At 64.5% G+C, this 15,246-nt stretch carries 22 protein-coding genes; 7 read left to right on the forward strand and 15 right to left on the reverse strand.

The window, feature by feature from the left end; translation table 11 throughout:
- Nucleotide 1 precedes the first annotated feature (1 nt).
- The 14 genes from AC5IG3_RS15890 to AC5IG3_RS15955 form a co-directional block, all read right to left on the reverse strand.
- Nucleotides 2-298, reverse strand: a complete 297-nt coding sequence (locus AC5IG3_RS15890) for a hypothetical protein (RefSeq protein ID WP_491907265.1) — start codon at nucleotides 296-298, stop codon at nucleotides 2-4.
- 37 nt (nucleotides 299-335) lie between these two features.
- Entirely contained in the window at nucleotides 336-842 is a 507-nt protein-coding gene (locus AC5IG3_RS15895; RefSeq protein WP_491907266.1) for a D-Ala-D-Ala carboxypeptidase family metallohydrolase, read from the reverse strand.
- A 145-nt stretch (nucleotides 843-987) separates the two neighbouring features.
- Nucleotides 988-1,350 (reverse strand): Mor transcription activator family protein, encoded by a 363-nt coding sequence (locus tag AC5IG3_RS15900; protein ID WP_491907267.1) that lies wholly within the window; start codon nucleotides 1,348-1,350, stop codon nucleotides 988-990.
- Complete coding sequence (locus AC5IG3_RS15905) at nucleotides 1,347-1,772, reverse strand: regulatory protein GemA (RefSeq protein WP_491907268.1); 426 nt, start codon at nucleotides 1,770-1,772, stop codon at nucleotides 1,347-1,349. The genes AC5IG3_RS15900 and AC5IG3_RS15905 overlap by 4 nt, the downstream gene beginning before the upstream one ends.
- A complete protein-coding gene (locus AC5IG3_RS15910) occupies nucleotides 1,769-2,044 on the reverse strand; it encodes a hypothetical protein (protein WP_491907269.1) in 276 nt (91 codons plus the stop codon). Before AC5IG3_RS15910 ends, AC5IG3_RS15905 begins: the two co-directional genes overlap by 4 nt.
- Nucleotides 2,045-2,057: 13 nt before the next feature.
- Nucleotides 2,058-2,681 (reverse strand): DUF3164 family protein, encoded by a 624-nt coding sequence (locus AC5IG3_RS15915; protein WP_491907270.1) that lies wholly within the window; start codon nucleotides 2,679-2,681, stop codon nucleotides 2,058-2,060.
- Entirely contained in the window at nucleotides 2,674-3,384 is a 711-nt protein-coding gene (locus AC5IG3_RS15920; RefSeq protein ID WP_491907271.1) for an HI_1489 N-terminal domain-containing protein, read from the reverse strand. The genes AC5IG3_RS15915 and AC5IG3_RS15920 overlap by 8 nt, the downstream gene beginning before the upstream one ends.
- A 1-nt stretch (nucleotide 3,385) precedes the next feature.
- The gene (locus AC5IG3_RS15925; protein WP_491907272.1) at nucleotides 3,386-3,739 is read right to left on the reverse strand and encodes a hypothetical protein; all 354 of its coding nucleotides are present in this window, start codon (nucleotides 3,737-3,739) and stop codon (nucleotides 3,386-3,388) included.
- Nucleotides 3,740-3,765: 26 nt separating this feature from the next.
- Nucleotides 3,766-5,127: an ExeA family protein gene (locus AC5IG3_RS15930; RefSeq protein WP_491907273.1), complete on the reverse strand. Its 1,362-nt coding sequence runs from the start codon at nucleotides 5,125-5,127 to the stop codon at nucleotides 3,766-3,768.
- Nucleotides 5,128-5,152: 25 nt separating this feature from the next.
- The gene (locus AC5IG3_RS15935; RefSeq protein WP_491907274.1) at nucleotides 5,153-6,988 is read right to left on the reverse strand and encodes a hypothetical protein; all 1,836 of its coding nucleotides are present in this window, start codon (nucleotides 6,986-6,988) and stop codon (nucleotides 5,153-5,155) included.
- 20 nt (nucleotides 6,989-7,008) lie between these two features.
- Nucleotides 7,009-8,010 carry a hypothetical protein gene (locus tag AC5IG3_RS15940; protein ID WP_491907275.1) on the reverse strand — a complete coding sequence of 334 codons (1,002 nt, stop codon included), beginning with the start codon at nucleotides 8,008-8,010 and terminating at the stop codon, nucleotides 7,009-7,011.
- Nucleotides 8,011-8,072: 62 nt separating this feature from the next.
- Nucleotides 8,073-8,393: a helix-turn-helix domain-containing protein gene (locus AC5IG3_RS15945; RefSeq protein WP_491907276.1), complete on the reverse strand. Its 321-nt coding sequence runs from the start codon at nucleotides 8,391-8,393 to the stop codon at nucleotides 8,073-8,075.
- Entirely contained in the window at nucleotides 8,393-8,815 is a 423-nt protein-coding gene (locus AC5IG3_RS15950; protein WP_491907277.1) for a hypothetical protein, read from the reverse strand. Before AC5IG3_RS15950 ends, AC5IG3_RS15945 begins: the two co-directional genes overlap by 1 nt.
- A gap of 32 nt (nucleotides 8,816-8,847) precedes the next feature.
- A complete protein-coding gene (locus AC5IG3_RS15955) occupies nucleotides 8,848-9,093 on the reverse strand; it encodes a DNA-binding protein (RefSeq protein ID WP_491907278.1) in 246 nt (81 codons plus the stop codon).
- A 111-nt stretch (nucleotides 9,094-9,204) separates the two neighbouring features.
- Here AC5IG3_RS15955 and AC5IG3_RS15960 point away from each other — a divergent pair, with 111 nt between their 5' ends.
- From AC5IG3_RS15960 to AC5IG3_RS15975, 4 genes are all read left to right on the forward strand, one after another.
- On the forward strand, nucleotides 9,205-9,783 hold the full coding sequence (locus AC5IG3_RS15960) for a helix-turn-helix domain-containing protein (protein ID WP_491907279.1): 579 nt from the start codon (nucleotides 9,205-9,207) through the stop codon (nucleotides 9,781-9,783).
- Nucleotides 9,784-9,836: 53 nt separating this feature from the next.
- Entirely contained in the window at nucleotides 9,837-10,283 is a 447-nt protein-coding gene (locus AC5IG3_RS15965; RefSeq protein ID WP_491907280.1) for a hypothetical protein, read from the forward strand.
- 210 nt (nucleotides 10,284-10,493) lie between these two features.
- Nucleotides 10,494-11,435, forward strand: coding sequence for a hypothetical protein (locus AC5IG3_RS15970; RefSeq protein ID WP_491907281.1), 942 nt, complete (start codon nucleotides 10,494-10,496; stop codon nucleotides 11,433-11,435).
- Nucleotides 11,436-11,445: 10 nt separating this feature from the next.
- Complete coding sequence (locus tag AC5IG3_RS15975) at nucleotides 11,446-12,006, forward strand: hypothetical protein (protein ID WP_491907282.1); 561 nt, start codon at nucleotides 11,446-11,448, stop codon at nucleotides 12,004-12,006.
- A gap of 52 nt (nucleotides 12,007-12,058) precedes the next feature.
- Here the strand turns inward: AC5IG3_RS15975 and AC5IG3_RS15980 are convergent, their stop codons facing one another.
- Nucleotides 12,059-12,346 carry a hypothetical protein gene (locus tag AC5IG3_RS15980; protein ID WP_491907283.1) on the reverse strand — a complete coding sequence of 96 codons (288 nt, stop codon included), beginning with the start codon at nucleotides 12,344-12,346 and terminating at the stop codon, nucleotides 12,059-12,061.
- A 558-nt stretch (nucleotides 12,347-12,904) separates the two neighbouring features.
- Between AC5IG3_RS15980 and AC5IG3_RS15985 the strand changes: the two genes are divergently transcribed.
- From AC5IG3_RS15985 to AC5IG3_RS15995, 3 genes are all read left to right on the forward strand, one after another.
- Nucleotides 12,905-13,963, forward strand: a complete 1,059-nt coding sequence (locus AC5IG3_RS15985) for an extracellular solute-binding protein (protein ID WP_491907284.1) — start codon at nucleotides 12,905-12,907, stop codon at nucleotides 13,961-13,963.
- A gap of 82 nt (nucleotides 13,964-14,045) precedes the next feature.
- Nucleotides 14,046-14,387: an H-NS histone family protein gene (locus tag AC5IG3_RS15990; RefSeq protein WP_491907285.1), complete on the forward strand. Its 342-nt coding sequence runs from the start codon at nucleotides 14,046-14,048 to the stop codon at nucleotides 14,385-14,387.
- Nucleotides 14,388-14,530: 143 nt separating this feature from the next.
- Nucleotides 14,531-15,217 (forward strand): C40 family peptidase, encoded by a 687-nt coding sequence (locus AC5IG3_RS15995; protein ID WP_491907286.1) that lies wholly within the window; start codon nucleotides 14,531-14,533, stop codon nucleotides 15,215-15,217.
- Nucleotides 15,218-15,246 lie beyond the last annotated feature (29 nt).

Here is a 15,246-nt window from a genome sequence, read left to right on the forward strand (position 1 = left end):
GTCACTCGTCGGCGGCCACAGCGACGGCCGTGCCTGACACACAGGTGAAGCGGAAATCCCGGCCCGTGCAACTGGCGATCTGCACACAGGAAGGCCCTGTGATGACTCGGGGTCCTTTGAGCCCGTTGGAGCCGGCGGCAACGCCCTTGGGTGCGGTGTCGGTCGAGCCTCGGCGGGTCTCGATCAGCACGTCGCCCGTGCTGTCGATGTCCGCAAAGAACACGGTCTGGCTGGGCGTGAACCAGCTGCCGGATTGGCCGGCGTTGAGCGTGGCCACGCTGTTGGCGATGGTCGTCATGGTTGCGCTTCCTTGTAGGGCTGCTGGTGGGCGTGAATCAAGCCAGCCCGGCGCTGTACTGCACCGGCAGGCCCTTGACGAAGTGAGCGGTCAGCACCTGCTGGCGCATCGGGGCATCGGGGTCGGCCAGGCCGAGGTGCACCCAGGTGCCCTCGTAGATCAGCTGGTCGAACGGCAGGCCGAGCGCGACGATGCGCTCGCACACCTGGCGCGGCGTGCCGAACGCCGGGGCGGTGAAGTCCACCGCCAGGCCGCGCAGGTGGGAGCTCTTTTCTGAGCCACCCACCCGCTTGTTGACCGCGGGCGACCGGTAGCCGCTGTGCACGACGATGGGAGCGCCCAGGTTGGTGCGCAGCACCTCCAGCCACTGCGCCAGGCGCTGCAGGTTCTTGCGCTGCCAGGGCTGAGGCTTGTTGCTCAGGCCGGCGCGCACGGCGGTGGGTGAGACGATGAATTCGCTGAGGCGGAAATGCTCGCTCAGTGCCGGATCAATCGCCGGGTCAATCGCCAGATCGGGGGTGGGGGTCGTGGGGGTTTCAGCCATGGCGCCATGGTCGGCGCCGGGCTCAAAAGCCGACAGGTGAAGCAGTTCAGGGAAAGTTCATCAGGCCCGCTGGCCTGTGGCACCCCCCAATGAAAATGACGCCCGGAGGCGTCATTGGGGTGTTGCACTGGAAGTGCGTTCGGCATCAATCCAGGTCATCAAACCCTGGCAGATTGATCTGGTTGCGCTGGGTGGCCCGCTTGCGCATCAAGCCGATGATGAAGCCAATCTGCCGCTCGGTCAGCTTGTACTTCTGCGACAGCTCGAAGCTGTTGGAGCCGTTGAAGTCCCGCCAGATGGCCTCGTCCCGCTTGTCACGCACGGGGTCCAGGAACTTCGGCAGGTAGAACTCGCCGCCGCCGTACTCCGAGCACCACAGGTGCGCGACTTCCCGCATCAGCAACCGGGCTTCATCGGTCTGCAACGGCGCGCTCTGCGTCAGCACCTCGGCGCCGATCTCAATCAAGCGGCGGACCAGCTCTGGCGCCTTGGGCTTGTCACGACTCATGCCCGCCCCACCCACTGCTTGAGGCTCTCGACCGCCAGATCTTCCTGCGCCGGCTTGAGCCATTCAATACGCGCCACGCCGGTCTGCCGCTCGACCCAGGCGTTCAGCGCCGCCATGGTGCGGCTCTTGACCAGGCCGGCGTCTGCGGCCTGCATCCACAGGCTCCAGAGCTTCTTGGCATGCGGTGACAACGGCTTGCGCGCCGGCCGGGCTGCAGGCACCGGCTTGCCCTCGGCGCGGGCCTTGCAGGCCTGCAGGTGCGCCAGCAACCGGGCGCGGCCGGCGCCGTCCAGATCAGCAGCCGACCGCGCACCGCACACCGAGCCCATCACGTCGCGGTAGAGGTCATCGTCCCAGCCCAGCGCGGCCTTGAGCACGTGGATGCGTGCCAGGTCGGTGCGGCGGGTGTCGTGCGGCTTCATGCCTCGAACCAGCCTTGCGCCGGGTCGCGGTACTGCAGTGCATCAAAGCCACCGGCTGGCGTGGCCAGGGCCAGGCGATACGTGGGCTGAGATCCGCGGGTGCGAGTGCGCTGGTCTGCCTTGCACAGCACATCCACAGCCTTGCGGCAACGGTCCATGCTGTTGAGGCCGATGACGCTGAGCGTTTTCCAGGCGCCGTTGTTGTTGATCTGCAGGTGCACCTGCGGCACCGGGTCCAGGGTGCTGGCGGGAATGGCGGCCATCGTGCTCATGCTGCGCTGCTCCTCAAACCGACGCCAGATCCAGCGGGATCAGGCGGTACTGGTCGCTGTCGCCCACGCGCTCGTAGACCCGCACGTAGCTGCTGGAGCCCACCACCTGCACGCTGTCGCTGATGGCGTCCATGGCGCGCTGCCAGCGGCTGTCGGTGATGCCCAGGCGGCGCAGGCCCAGCACGCGGGCGGTGTTGACCTGGCCTTGCTGGTCGACCCGGAAGGCGTCGTTGATCAAGGTCTTGATCTCGTCACGGCTGCCCTCGCTCCAGGCGGTGATGCACTCGTCGACCAGCGCCTTGGCGGCCTGCAGGCGCTCATCGAAGCGGATGTTGTCCTGGCTGCGGCGCTCCAGCTTGAAGCGGCCGTCGAAGCTGTAGAGCACCAGGTTGCCCTTGGTGCCACGCAGCCGGGCGCCGTACTGCTCTGCGCTGGCTTCGGTGAAGGCGGCGATGTCCGCGAAGGCCATGCGCTTGAACGTGGCCAGGATCTGGTTCAGGTCCTGCGCGCCGCTGACGATGTCGCGCACCAGCGCGTCGCGCATCAGGTCGATGGGCTTGATCTGGCTCTCGGGCACCAGGCGGCCCTTGGCGTCTTGCAGGTAGCCGGCGGGGATGGTGGCGGTGTTTTCAGTCATGGGAAGCTCCTTGCGTGGGTTGAAACGAAACAGGGGGTGTTGCGGAAGAGGCTTTCTTGGCCTCGATTTCGGCGCGCAGCTTGCGGGCGTAGAGGCTGGGGCCGGCAGGACGTGCGACGGTTGGCGCGCCTGGATCCCCGCCTTCGCGGGGATGACAAACAGCAAGGGCGTCATTCCCGCGCACACCCCCGTCATTCCCGCGAAGGCGGGAATCCAGAAGCTCGGTGACGGTGGGTGCGCCTGGATTCCCGCCTTCGCGGGAATGACGGGCTGGGTCGCGGGACTGGCGGTCTTGCTCGCGCTCCCGCTCCACCACCGCCTCGGCCTTGTCGACCATCCCGAGCAGCACCTCGTAGAGGTAGCCGTGGCCGGTCAGCGGCAGGGTGAGCGTGCCCTTGTCGCGGGCGGCCAGCACGGTCTCGATCGCGGTCTGCCACTGGGCGGTGGTGGTGGCCCAGTCGCGGCCACGGCGGGTGATGACGCCGCGCTGCATGTCGGGCCATAGCTCGGTCAGCAAGGCCAGCGTGCGGCTCATGGCCAGCGAGCGTTTGGCCGGGCGGAACAGCGCGATGTAACGCAGAAGCAACGCGCCCTGCGGTACACCGGCCTGCAGCAGCTGCGCCAGCACGTGGCGGCCCTCTTCGTGGGCGAGCAGCACGTCGAGATCCATCTCCGCGTTGCAGCCGGGGCACTTCAGGCGCATGTCAGCGGCCCTCGCTGCAGGCCAGCGCGGGGTGGGCGTCGCCCAGCTGGCGCAGGCGGGCGCGTTGCTGGCGCTCGCATTCGGCACGCTGGCCCTGGTGGTAGGCGGCCAGCACCTGCGGCACCCAGTGGGCCTGGGCCTCATGTTGGGCCTGCGTGCGGGCGGCCTCGCGCACAGCGTCCAGCGTGTCCTGCTGCGACTGCGCCATGTACAGGGCCAGGCCGACAGCGGATGCGGCCAGTGCCAAGCACACCAGCACATCGCGGCCGCGCTTGCGGGCGGCTTGCAGGTCGCGCTCATCGTCACTCAGCGGGGCGCTCAGGTCGGCAAACAGCCGGCGGTTGTTGTGGCTCATGAAGGTCTCCCGGTTCAAAGCGTGGTTCAAACCGCGCGCACGACGTCGCGGTTGATGACCGGCACGCCCAAGTCGGCGGCCACGTTCAGCGCGGCGGTCATCAGGTTGTTGACGGCCAGCGGGTACAGCAAGCTGGTGGCGGCCACCTTGTTGCCAGGCCCGGGGCGGGTGTGGGTCAGGCGGGTGCGGATCTCGTCGACGCCGCTGGCGTCCATGAACTCCGCCAGGTCGCGGCCAGCGGCGCGGGCGCGGTGGGCCAGGTAGGCGCTCAGGTCGCCGTCCAGCGGCAGCAGGTGCACCACCTCGCAGCGCTGCGTCACCTCACGCAGGCTGGCACGGCGCGGGTCCAGCTTCAAGGCCAGCTCGGTCTGGCCCAGCAGCAGGATGCCCAGCAGCGGCTTGCGGCCCAGGCGCATCTCATGCAGGCGCTTCAGGTGCTTGAGCGTGGCCTCGGGCAGCGCATGCGCTTCCTCAATCACCAGCAGGTGGCTGTAGCCGGCCTCGGTGCTCTTGACCAGCAGGTCACGCGCCTGGTTGCTGCGGCCCTGCAGGGTCTGGCGCGGCTTGGCCAGCGGATCGAGCGTGGTGACGATGGCCGCCAGGATGTCGGTGCTCTTGAGCGTCTTGCCCTTGGTGTCGTTGTCCTCCATGCCCAGCACCCAGGGCTTGATGAGGATGACCGGCTTGCGGTCGCGCTCGATGCGCGCTTCCAGGTCCTGCAGCATGGTGGTCTTGCCGCCGCCGGACTCGCTCACGATGGCCACGAAGCGCCCGCCGACGGCCGCCTGCAGGCAGGCCTCGCGGACATAGGCGATCTCGCCGTTGGTGAACATCTGCGCGTCGTCGGTCACCTCGCCATCGAAGGGGTTGAGGAACAGCGAGAACGCCTTGCGCGCCGCCGGGGTCAGGGTCTGTTTGGCCATCAGCATGGGGGGATCCTTGGGGTTGAGGTCGGTGAGGTCGGCGAGGTCTTTGGAGTGGGCGGCTTTGGTGCGGGCCGAGGCGCTCCGCAGGGCTTGGGCCTGCAGTTCTTCCCGCAGCGGGCTGGGCAGCGTGGCGTGCACCAGGTGCTGCACTTCCGTGCGCCGGCCGCCATGCCGGCCCAGCGTCAGGACCAGCTTGTGGGCGGTGGCCTTGAGCAGGTCGTCGCTCATGCGCGCGGGCCACTCACCCAAGTTGAGCAATCGGTGGGTGGTGGTGCGGGGCATCGACAGCGCCCGGGCGATGTCGCTGCATGACAGCCGCAGCGCGGCGACCACTTCGGCCAGCGTGCTGACCTCTTGGGCCTGGCCGAAAACGTTCAGCACGCCCAGGGGCTCTGGCGGCGTTGGCGGTGGCAGGGGTTGAGGCACGTCGGGCGCCTCATGAAGGGGGGTGAAGGTTTCCATCGTTAGGGTCCTGGGGTTGTTGGGGTCAGCCGGTCACGACACGCAGGCCGTGGGGGGCGGCGTGCGGTGCGGCATCCGGGGTGGCGGAATAAGTGCCGGTGGCTGCCGCCGGGGTCTGGAACTGCTGGGCGATGCCTTCGAGCTGCGCCTCAGGCACGCCCTCAGGGAAGCGCTGCACCAGCCAGGCGTAGACGTGCGGGCCGTAGGCCTCACCCAGCATGGCTTTCAGGCGTTTGGCGGCATCCACCACGCTCAGCACCACGTCCACGGTGCGCCGCGTAGCGCCCGCTGCAGCCGTGGCGGCCAGTTCGGTGCCCCGGCGCGGCATGTAGGTGGGCAGCTCGGCGGCGTGGATGTCGGCCATCGGGTCGAGCCGCCCGCCCAGCGCCTGCGCGTGCTTCTTGCGCAGCTTCTGGGCCTCTTCCAGCGTGGGCAGTGCGGCGACTTGACCGTCTGCGCCGTCTTCCTTTTTCTGGCGATAGGTCTCGCGCAGCAACTCGTTGCGCTGGTGCTCGGCCTGCGAATAGGCCGCCGGGCGGAAGCTCTGGCCCAGCGTGGGCGCGTCAATCGGAAAGCCGAACTGGTTGACGATCTCCGGCGCCACGGTGTGCAGCACGGTGCCGGCGGCGCCGTCTTCATGCACGTCGATGGCCGGGGCGCGGTAGGCGTTGATCGTCAGCGTCACCTTGACGCCCGCCGATGCGCCGGGCACGTCGCGCAGGTTGTAGGTCTGCGCGCCGAAGCCCTTGATGCTCACGCTCACCGTCAGCGTGTTGCTGACGCGGCGCGTCATCGGCTCTGCATAGGCCAGCTCGCGCAGCAACTCCACGCTGGTGGGGATGCGCAGTTCGGCCTCTTTGATCAGCAACCAGGCCGCATCCCGCGTCATGCCGTGGCGGGTGTGGCGCTCGGTGGCGCAGTGCACGGCCGCCCACTGCGGGCCGGCCACATTCAGCCAGTCCAGCGTGATGGTGGCGGGGTCCATGAAGGGGAAGCCCCCTTCAAAGTTGCGCTCCCAGATGTCGCCGTGCTTCTCCACCGACCCGGTGGCGTTGGCGCGGCCTGGCTCGTGGCGCAGCAGGGTCACACCCAGGTTCTTGGCGAAGTTGAGCCACAGCCCCGCCTTGTTACCTGAGCCCTGGTCGGTGTAGACGTGCAGCGGCACGCCATGCATGGGGCTGTCACCCTGCTTGGTGACGCAGTAGATGAAGAAGTCGATCAGGTTCTCTGCCGACTCGCCGCCCAGGTAGTAGCGGCCCTTGAAGTTGCCGCTGGCGTGGTCGACCGCCAGGTAGCGCGTGATCAGGTCGTTGACCACGCGGGCAAAGTTCTGCGGCTTGTTCTTGTAGAACTCGTCCGTGCTCATGCTGCGCAGGCGGCCGGTCTTGTCCTTGTAGAGGACCGACGTGGAGCTGTCGATCTGCCACAGGAAGTTCGGGTGCGGCGTCTGCATCGTGGTGGCGTTGCGTGGCTGGCTCATCTGCTCGACGTGCAGTTGGTGGTCGCGCAGCTTGGTCAGCAGGCGGGCCGAACTCAGCCCGGTGCTGATCAGGCCGTTGGCGCGCAGCGCGCTTACCGCCCGCTTGCCGGACCACAGCTGCTTGTCGTTGTCGCGGCGGCTGGCCAGCAGCGTGGCGCTGAGCAGCTTCAAGTCGTCCACGCTCACGGCGCTGTTGCCGGCGTCAGAGCGGCGCTTGCGGCCCAGGTCGAGGCCGGCCTGCTCCAGCTTGCGGTACACGGTGGCCACGCTGCAGCCCAGCATCTGCGCGGCGCGCGTCGTCACTTCGGCCTTGGTGCCATGCGGTGCGTTGACCAGCATGTCCCGGGCCTTGAGCATCAGTTCCCACTCGGCTGCGTTCATGGTGTCGTGCCTCGGGAGCTTCAGTTGGCGCCGTTCAGGCCGCCAGCGTTCTTGAGCTTGGCCTGACCCTCGCGCACCCAGCTGGGCACCACCTCGGCTTCCAGGTCGAAGGCCACACCGTGATCGCGCATCACGGCCACCAGGCGCTGGCCGAGCCAGATCAGGTCGTTGTGCGCGGCCAGCGTGCAGGTCTCGGACACGTCTGCGGCGCTCATGTCGGTCATCACCTCGACCAGCTGGTTGAAGCCACCGTTGGCCGCGCTCAGCGCGGTGTGCAGCGCGTCGAGCAGCACCTTTTCTTCAGCGGTACGGGCGGCGGCGAAGGGGCTGGGCTTGAAGGGCTTGTGGAGCTTTTCTTCGAGCTGGTCGATCTTGCTGCTGCGGTCGCCCAGCACCTTGTCCTTGGCCTGGAGTTGCTGGTCGCGGTCGCGCAGTGCCCGGCGCAGTTCGGACACGCTCATGGTGTCGATGGTGTCGAGCGACACCTCGCCGACGCTGTCGCCGCTGGACAGGCGCTCGACTTCTTCGTCATCAAGCACCAGCAGTTCGAGCAGCTTGGTCTGGGTGCCGACGGCGGTCAAAAGTGCCTTTGAGGCACTTTTGCCAAGCTTCAGCGTGGCGCCCATGAACTTCGCCGCCATGCGATACGAGATACCCAGGAGTTCGATGCGCTGCTTGAACTCGCCATGCGGCGTCAGCTCCTTGAGCAGCAGCAGGCGCTTGCCCAGCTCCATGCAGGCTTCCACGGTGCGGCGCTGGTAGAAGCGGATCTCGTCTTCCAGCGCGCCAATGTCGAGCCGGCCTTCGTAGCCCAGCTCCAGGGCCAGGGTTTGTGTCTGGGTTTGCACCTGCTGGTCCAGCAGCACCACAGCGGTGGCCGCAGCGCCGTATTGCGCCGCCACTGCGGCGGTCACCACATCGGTGACAGGCTCTGCTGCAGCCAGCGGCTTGCGGCCCCGTTTCAAGGTGGGATTGGCGGCATCGATCAGGTCGATGGTCTTGTTGTCGTCGGGGTGTTTCATGAGGGGCTTTCTTTTCTGTCTTCCTTCCCCCTTCGGCGAAGGGGGAGCAACACGGGTTCGGGTCAGCCGCGGCTGAAGCGGTTGCGGGTCTCTTCCAGGCGGCTCTGCGCCCGGTCCAGCGCGGCCATGTGCCGCAGCGCGATCTGCACCACCTGAGGCGCCAGGCGCCAGCGGCCGGTCTCGGGCACGTGCTCGGCAAAGCCGGCTTGCTGCAGGTTGGCCAGGTCGCGGGTCACGGTGCTGGCGGTGCAGCCCTGTGACTTGGCAATCTCGGCCGGCGCCAGGCCGGTGATCTCATGGCCCGCCAGCAGCAGCACCAGGCTCAGGGCGCGCTGCTGGCCGTCGTGGGTGTAGGAGGACGGGGCGAAGACGGCGTGGCTCATCACAGACCTGCCGGCACGGTGGGGGCCAGATCGGTGCCGATGGCAGTGCCGTCATCGGCGGTGTCGTCGGGCAGCATCAACGCGGCCCAGCGGTCGCCCAGGCCCACGTCGAGGTCATCCATCAACACGCTCATCAGCGCGGTGCCCAGGGTGCGCAACTCCGCGAGCTGCGCCACGGTGATCAGGCCGTCATGGTCCGGCGGGTTGCTGGCCACCATGCGGGCGCGCACCAGCTCCAGCCGCTCCACGGTGGCATGCAGCGCACCCAGGATGTCGCTGTAGCTGTGCAGCCGCGCCCGGCGGCTGAACACGCCCTGCGGCTGGCGGTGCAGCGCCGCAATGCTCACGCTGGTGCGGGCGGTGGCGCTGGGCATTTGCAGGGCCACGGTCTGGGGCTGGGTCTGGCGGTGGGGTTTGCTCATGGGGGTCTCCTTGGAATGGGGGGTGGGGTGGCTCAGGCGGCGCGCTGCGTGGCGGGAACCGGGCAGAAATCAGCTGTCTGGACGATCACGCCGTCTTTCAGGCCAAGGGCCACCGCGATCTGGTGCGTCTTGCCGCGCTTGCCGGTGAAGCGGCCGTTGAGCACGCCGTAGACGGCCTGGCGCTCGAAGCCATTGGCCAGCGCCCATTGCCGAATGGAGACACCTGCGCGTTCAAAGTCACGTTTGACCTCGTCAGAGGTCTTAACTCGGGGGTCCATGGCTGTATCCTTTCGTGGTGTTGTTGAACGCTTCAAGCGCGTTCAAGTGCTGTTGAATGAATGCATTGTTGTATTCAATTGAATGCAACGCAAGCTTTGGACCCCCCCTGAATGAGTGGTTTTGGTGATCGATTACGCGAGGAGCGCGACAGGCTCGACCTGAGCCAGTCGGCGTTTGCTGCCGTGGCAGGTGTGCAACGGGTTGCCCAAGGTCACTACGAATCAGGCAAACGCTCGCCCGATGGGGATTACCTGACTGCGGTGGCTGCAGCGGGTGTCGACGTGCGTTACGTGATCACCGGCATGCGCGACAACACCACTGCGTCATCCCTACGCCCGGATGAGCAGCGCCTGCTGGCGCTCTACCGGCTGGCAGAGCCAGCCGTGCGCAAGGCGGTGGTGGGGGCGTTGGCGACAGACCCAGACCTCATATTGAAGAGCGATGCAAAGACATTTTTTGTTGAGCTCAAGGCCGCCAAAGAATCTGTTCTTCCGTCCGCCAGAAGCACAGAAAAAGCACTTTCTGCAGATGCCCCTGAAGTGCTGCGCTATGGCGACCGCTCGGTGACGGTCGGCGGCAAGGTGAACCAGCGCATCGAGGGGCCGATGGTGGTCCACGGCTCGCAGACCTTCCACATGGGCGGCTCGGCAGCGGAGTTGCCGAGGCGGGGCCGTAAGCCCAAGGGGTAAAGCAACGGGTGGGCGGTGCCCGGGCTCACCGCCGTTGAAGAGGGAGAGAACGAATGAAATTTCGTCAAATTGCTGCAGCAGCTTGGCTGGTGGCACTGAGTGGCTGTGCATCGGTCATGGTCGACGTCAACTCGGCTGCCCCCGTGCCGCAGAACCGAGTCAAAAACGAGAAGCTGGTGGTGTCCGCGCCTGACAAGGTGGGCGTGACCTTCGTGCGGGATGCCGCTGCGGCAGGTGTTCTGGGTGCTGCATGTCGCCATGACGTCTATGTCGGCCCGCGTGCCGCAGATGGTGATCCGTCTTTCATCATCTACCCAGGCGAGAAGCTGACGATCAACCTGCCCCCAGGGCCCCACAGCTTCTTGATCGAGCAAGGTAGAAATGACATCTGCCCCAGTGCGATCTCGTCAGCCAGCACGGTGCTGGTGGCCGGCGCACCTGAGACATACCGAATCATGGTGCCCAAATCGGGCGATGTAACGATCGCACGGTGGAAGTGATGTAAGCCGCAGTGGAGACGCCAGGCCAAGTACCCGGGCCTGGCTCGCACCGAGCTTCAGCAGTGCCGCTCAAAGCTGACCGAGCCCGAGCTGATCACGGAGATCGACCGGGTCATGGCAGCGTTTCAGAAGGAATACGGGTAGGCGGTGCCCGGTTTCACCGCCAGGCCAAGTGCTGGCACCAGTCGATAAACACGAGGGAGAGACTCTTTGAAATCCAGAGAACGGACCGTTCACTTCTATGACCTGAAGGTCATTTCATCGCTTCACGGCTTCGACGTGGCCCCTATACCCATGGCAACGGATCTGGCTCTGGAATTGGCGCGGAGCAGATTTGGCATAGGCATGGCGGGCAAGCCATGGAAGGACGGTGATCGGCACATCACACTGGACGACTGGCAGTTCAATCCTGCTCGTCGAGAGCACTACTTGGTGGTGAGTTGTGCGGATCCAAAGCTCTCAGACGTTACCTTCAAACATCTGCCCACCGGCACCGCACGTATGGCGGGCAAAGAGAAAGATGAGGCGATCGACTTCTCGGCTCATGTCATTTTGAAGCTGGGCTCACAGCCTACCGAGCCGGCGTTGATGCTCATGACTGGCGGGTCAGGCGTTTCTGCTTCCAAGGTTGCCACCATGCTGGGAAAGCTTGTCAAAGCAATGGCTGCTGACCCGAAAAACAAACCGCACTTCACTCGCGATCATCCCAGCGGCGCGGTCAACGCAAAGCTCAAGCTGCAGGTCAAACTGGAGGTGGCGGGTCATCAAAGCCGCTGGATGCAGAACATTCTGCGTACGGGGCACATCGAAGAGATCGAACTCATCACCGACATGGCCACAGAGTTTGACGTCGACAAAGGGTTTCACGTCACGCGGCAAGTACTGAAGGTTGAGCCAGCCAGTGACGTAGGTGACATCAGTCTGACGCGGCTCAAGAATCTCTTAACAGGAAGCGAAACTCATCAGGCTCACAGGGCACGAATCTCGTTCAAGGAACACACGGGTGCCGCGACTGAGTCACATACTTTCCATACCAATGACTTGGAACAAGCCTTCGTTCGCAAAGATCGCATCAAGTTCGATACGGATATCCTGTCGCGCTACAGCAGCGTGAGTCTCACCGTCATAGACAAGATGCGCAGCGTCCTCTAAGCTGACTTGTATGTCATCCCTCCTGTTGCGCCCCCTGAACTATCTGGCGATCAGGCACGAGAGCCGCATCTTCAGCCTGTTCAACTGGATCTTGCCTGCAGCGTTTAGCGCGCTGGCTGTTTGCGCCTGCTTCTGGCTGGCCCCAGGGGTGAACTTGTTCCATGCAGAGGGGCTGATTGCCAAGATCCTGAACTTTGTGCAGAACATGCCGGGCTTCTATCTGGCTGCGCTGGCAGCCGTGGCCACTTTCGGCAAGGCAGATCTGGATCAGCTGATGCCGGGCCGTCCCCCAACGGCTGTGGTGCTCTACAACGGTCAACCGGTGAAAGTGCAGCTGACGCGTCGTCGTTTTCTCAGCATGATGTTCTCGTATCTGACCGCCCTCAGCCTCATGCTGACCATCGGTGCGATCGTCGCCACCGCGTTTGTGGATGCGCTGCACGGCTCCATTTGGGGCTCAATCCGGTGGGTCGCCTTGTTCGCGTACCTACTCTTTTTCATCCAAATGTTGGTGGTGACGCTCTGGGGGCTGTACTACCTTGGTGAGCGAATCCATACGCCCGACAGCTAGGATCTTTACTCGGATACAAGCCCGCTTCGGCGGGCTTTTTCATGCTATCTGCCTACATCCACTGCTTGATGCACCAGCCTATGGTCAGAATAAAAAGTGGGTAAAAGGCCGCCTTGAATATCGTTTTACTGAACTTCTCAGGCGGTTTTTCGGGCAATAACGACGCCATCATGAAAGTCGCCATCAGCTTCATGCCGCAAGCCGCTGGAACGGTCAACGCGACCAGGCCGAACGTGGGCGTGATGAACCAGCCCCACAGCATGGCCAGCACGAACCCTGACCATGCCATCCCCACGGCAATGATGGCCAACCAGCCAAGAAATCCAAGAATTTTGTCCATTGCGAGCCCCGTTGAAAGAAGCTCCGCAGCTTGACCAGCTGCCGCTGAACCGAACAGGTGAAGCAGTTCCCGACTCGCTCAAGCTGACCCCGGATCTGCCGATAAAGCGGCACAACAACAGGCAGGAGCAGTGAGTGCAGCGATGCATCAAGCGGGAGCGCAGCGGGTCGATTCGCATCGGCGGCGCCGTGGGGCAGCTGGTGATGGGGGATCTGGTCCAGCAGATCTACCTTGGAGGCGTATGCAGCATCTGCATGGCAGAGTGCACAGCCCGCCGCCTGGAAGGGCCACCTGTTGGCCGCAGCGCTAGACCCGTCAAATGGACCCGCAAGCGTTGATGTGCTGAGCCATCAACGCCTTTCATCTGGTGCAAGCCACTTTCACTGCAGCCCGGGACTTCCACCGACTTCCGGGAACTTCCGGGCCGTTTTTCTCATTCCCCCGGTTGGTTTATCTCAGTTCCCTTCAAGAACCGAGGAGTCGTCCACGAATACGAATACTTCTCGTTTGATGTAGGATGCTCATCGAGAAATCGTCCAGGACCTCAAGGAATCCGCCATGAAACACATCGTCCGCACCCTTCGTCTGAGCACCATCGCTGCTGCCGCCTCGCTGGGCGCCCTGTGCCTGCCTCACGCAGCACAGGCGCAGCAGGTGCTGAACCTGTACTCGGCGCGGCACTACCAGACCGACGAGGCGCTCTACAACAACTTCACCAAGGCCACCGGCATCCAGATCAACCGGGTGGACGCCGATGACGCCGGCCTGCTGCAGCGCCTCAAGAGCGAAGGCAGCGCCAGCCCGGCCGACGTGATCCTGCTGGTCGATGCCGCCCGCCTGTGGCGCGCGGAGCAGGACGGGCTGTTTTCGCCGGTGAAATCCACCCTGCTTGAATCGCGCATTCCGGCCACGCTGCGCGGCAGCGACAACGGTCAGGGCGCGCAATGGTTTGGTTTTTCCACCCGGGCGCGCGTGGTGGTCTACAACAAGCTGCGCGTCAAGCGGGAAGACGTGGACACCTACGAGGAACTCGCTGACCCCAAGAACAAGGGCCAGTTCTGCTCGCGCTCAGGCTCGCACCCCTATAACCTTTCCCTGTTCGGGGCCTACCTTGAACATACTGGCGCGGCAGCGACTGAAAACTGGCTCAAGGGGCTGGTGGCCAACATGGCACGCGATCCCAAAGGGGGTGATACCGATCAAATCAAGGCCGTGGCCAGCCGTGAGTGTGGCGTGACCTTGAGCAACACCTACTACATCGCCCGCTTGCTGCGCTCGACCAAACCCGAAGATCGCGCCACGATGGAGCAGGTCGGCATCGTATTTCCGAACCAGCAGACCTGGGGAACCCACGTCAACGTGGCGGGCGGCGCCGTCGCGCGTTATGCCAGAAATCGTGCCGCCGCCGTGCGTTTCCTCGAATATCTGGCCAGCGATGACGCGCAACGATACTTTGCAGACGGAAACAATGAATACGCCGCGGTTGCCTCAGCCAAAGTCAGCAACCCGGCACTCGACGCCATGGGCAGCTTCAAACAGGAGCTGATCCCCATTTCCGTGGTCGGATTGAACAGCGTCAAGGTTCAGCAAATGCTGGATCGGGTCGGATATAAATAATAGGTCGGGTGGTTTTGGGCTGGACACGGCAGGATTTGCGTAATTAGAATGCACTTACAAATCCTCTCACCGGAAAAAGTCCATGGCCACCTATCAAGAACTCCTTGCCCAACGGGTTGAACTGGAAAAGCAGCAAGCCGAGCTGAACAAACAGATTTCCGACACCCTGCGCGCCGAGCGCAGCGGCGTGATCAGCCAGATCAAATCCCTGATGGCAGATCACGGCATCACGGTTTCCGACCTGAGCAGCAAACCCGGCCGCCCGCCGAAAGACCCCAACGCCGCTGAAACCGTGACGCGCAAAGTGGCTCCCAAATATCGCAATCCCGAGACCGGCGATACATGGTCGGGCCGCGGTCTGAAGCCCAAGTGGCTGTCGAGCGCACTGGAAACCGGTCGCAGCATCGAAGAATTTACAATTTAAGACTTGTCGTCTGGTCCCCCTATGAAAAGCAGGCCGCTGGCCTGCTTTTTTCATGGGGTTCCCAGCCGATCGACTGGCTTTTCGGGTTGACACGGCGGCCATTGCCCCCTAGTCTCGCAACCGCCAATTTGTCACGGATCCTGATGCTGCATCGCAACAACCTTCTCGCCTTCGCCCTCGCCATCCTCATGGCGACTTCGGCTGCGGGCGCGTTGGCAGCACCTTCGGACATGGGTACGGTGGTGATGGGTCCCCCGGCGCCCACCACTGGCGTGGAAACCCCGCCCGATGCCATCACCCGCTTCCTGCGTGAAAGCGGCCTGGTGGCTGGCGCTGACGGTGCGCTGCTCAACCAGGTGCGCGAGACCGCCTCCGGCCTGGTGCTGTCGGCGATGAACTTCCTGGGCGTGCCTTACCGGCGCGGTGGCACCTCGGCCGAGAGTGGTTTCGACTGCAGTGGCTTCACGCGCCATGTGTTCGAGAGCAGCGTCGGCCTGCTGCTGCCGCGCCGCTCACGCGACCAGGCCCAGGCGGCAGGTCTGCAGGACGTGCGTCGTGAAGAACTCAAGCCCGGCGACCTGGTGTTCTTCAACACCATGCGCAGCGCGTTCTCGCACGTGGGCATCTACGTGGGCGACGGCAAGTTCATCCACTCGCCGCGCACAGGCAGCCAGGTGCGCGTGGAGGACATGCGGGAAGCCTACTGGACCAAGCGCTACAACGGCGCCCGCCGTGTACCTGAGCTGAACGGCACGGCCAAATTTCCGGCCAACCTGCTGCCTTCAGCCATGGCCGGCACGCCTGCAGGCGACAACAGCCCGTCGCGTTGAATCGATTTCATTCGGCGGCCCCACGGGCA

It is taken from the genome of Leptothrix sp. (in: b-proteobacteria), from assembly GCF_965250675.1.
GTDB lineage: Bacteria > Pseudomonadota > Gammaproteobacteria > Burkholderiales > Burkholderiaceae_C > Sphaerotilus.

Excerpts from the sequence above, each read along its gene's own strand:
- AC5IG3_RS15890 (WP_491907265.1), bottom strand. The coding sequence starts at position 298 with ATGACGACCATCGCCAACAGCGTGGCCACGCTCAACGCCGGCCAATCC.
- AC5IG3_RS15895 (WP_491907266.1), bottom strand. The coding sequence starts at position 842 with ATGGCTGAAACCCCCACGACCCCCACCCCCGATCTGGCGATTGACCCG.
- AC5IG3_RS15900 (WP_491907267.1), bottom strand. The coding sequence starts at position 1,350 with ATGAGTCGTGACAAGCCCAAGGCGCCAGAGCTGGTCCGCCGCTTGATT.
- AC5IG3_RS15905 (WP_491907268.1), bottom strand. The coding sequence starts at position 1,772 with ATGAAGCCGCACGACACCCGCCGCACCGACCTGGCACGCATCCACGTG.
- AC5IG3_RS15910 (WP_491907269.1), bottom strand. The coding sequence starts at position 2,044 with ATGAGCACGATGGCCGCCATTCCCGCCAGCACCCTGGACCCGGTGCCG.
- AC5IG3_RS15915 (WP_491907270.1), bottom strand. The coding sequence starts at position 2,681 with ATGACTGAAAACACCGCCACCATCCCCGCCGGCTACCTGCAAGACGCC.
- AC5IG3_RS15920 (WP_491907271.1), bottom strand. The coding sequence starts at position 3,384 with ATGCGCCTGAAGTGCCCCGGCTGCAACGCGGAGATGGATCTCGACGTG.
- AC5IG3_RS15925 (WP_491907272.1), bottom strand. The coding sequence starts at position 3,739 with ATGAGCCACAACAACCGCCGGCTGTTTGCCGACCTGAGCGCCCCGCTG.
- AC5IG3_RS15930 (WP_491907273.1), bottom strand. The coding sequence starts at position 5,127 with ATGGAAACCTTCACCCCCCTTCATGAGGCGCCCGACGTGCCTCAACCC.
- AC5IG3_RS15935 (WP_491907274.1), bottom strand. The coding sequence starts at position 6,988 with ATGAACGCAGCCGAGTGGGAACTGATGCTCAAGGCCCGGGACATGCTG.
- AC5IG3_RS15940 (WP_491907275.1), bottom strand. The coding sequence starts at position 8,010 with ATGAAACACCCCGACGACAACAAGACCATCGACCTGATCGATGCCGCC.
- AC5IG3_RS15945 (WP_491907276.1), bottom strand. The coding sequence starts at position 8,393 with ATGAGCCACGCCGTCTTCGCCCCGTCCTCCTACACCCACGACGGCCAG.
- AC5IG3_RS15950 (WP_491907277.1), bottom strand. The coding sequence starts at position 8,815 with ATGAGCAAACCCCACCGCCAGACCCAGCCCCAGACCGTGGCCCTGCAA.
- AC5IG3_RS15955 (WP_491907278.1), bottom strand. The coding sequence starts at position 9,093 with ATGGACCCCCGAGTTAAGACCTCTGACGAGGTCAAACGTGACTTTGAA.
- AC5IG3_RS15960 (WP_491907279.1), top strand. The coding sequence starts at position 9,205 with ATGAGTGGTTTTGGTGATCGATTACGCGAGGAGCGCGACAGGCTCGAC.
- AC5IG3_RS15965 (WP_491907280.1), top strand. The coding sequence starts at position 9,837 with ATGAAATTTCGTCAAATTGCTGCAGCAGCTTGGCTGGTGGCACTGAGT.
- AC5IG3_RS15975 (WP_491907282.1), top strand. The coding sequence starts at position 11,446 with ATGTCATCCCTCCTGTTGCGCCCCCTGAACTATCTGGCGATCAGGCAC.
- AC5IG3_RS15980 (WP_491907283.1), bottom strand. The coding sequence starts at position 12,346 with ATGGACAAAATTCTTGGATTTCTTGGCTGGTTGGCCATCATTGCCGTG.
- AC5IG3_RS15985 (WP_491907284.1), top strand. The coding sequence starts at position 12,905 with ATGAAACACATCGTCCGCACCCTTCGTCTGAGCACCATCGCTGCTGCC.
- AC5IG3_RS15990 (WP_491907285.1), top strand. The coding sequence starts at position 14,046 with ATGGCCACCTATCAAGAACTCCTTGCCCAACGGGTTGAACTGGAAAAG.
- AC5IG3_RS15995 (WP_491907286.1), top strand. The coding sequence starts at position 14,531 with ATGCTGCATCGCAACAACCTTCTCGCCTTCGCCCTCGCCATCCTCATG.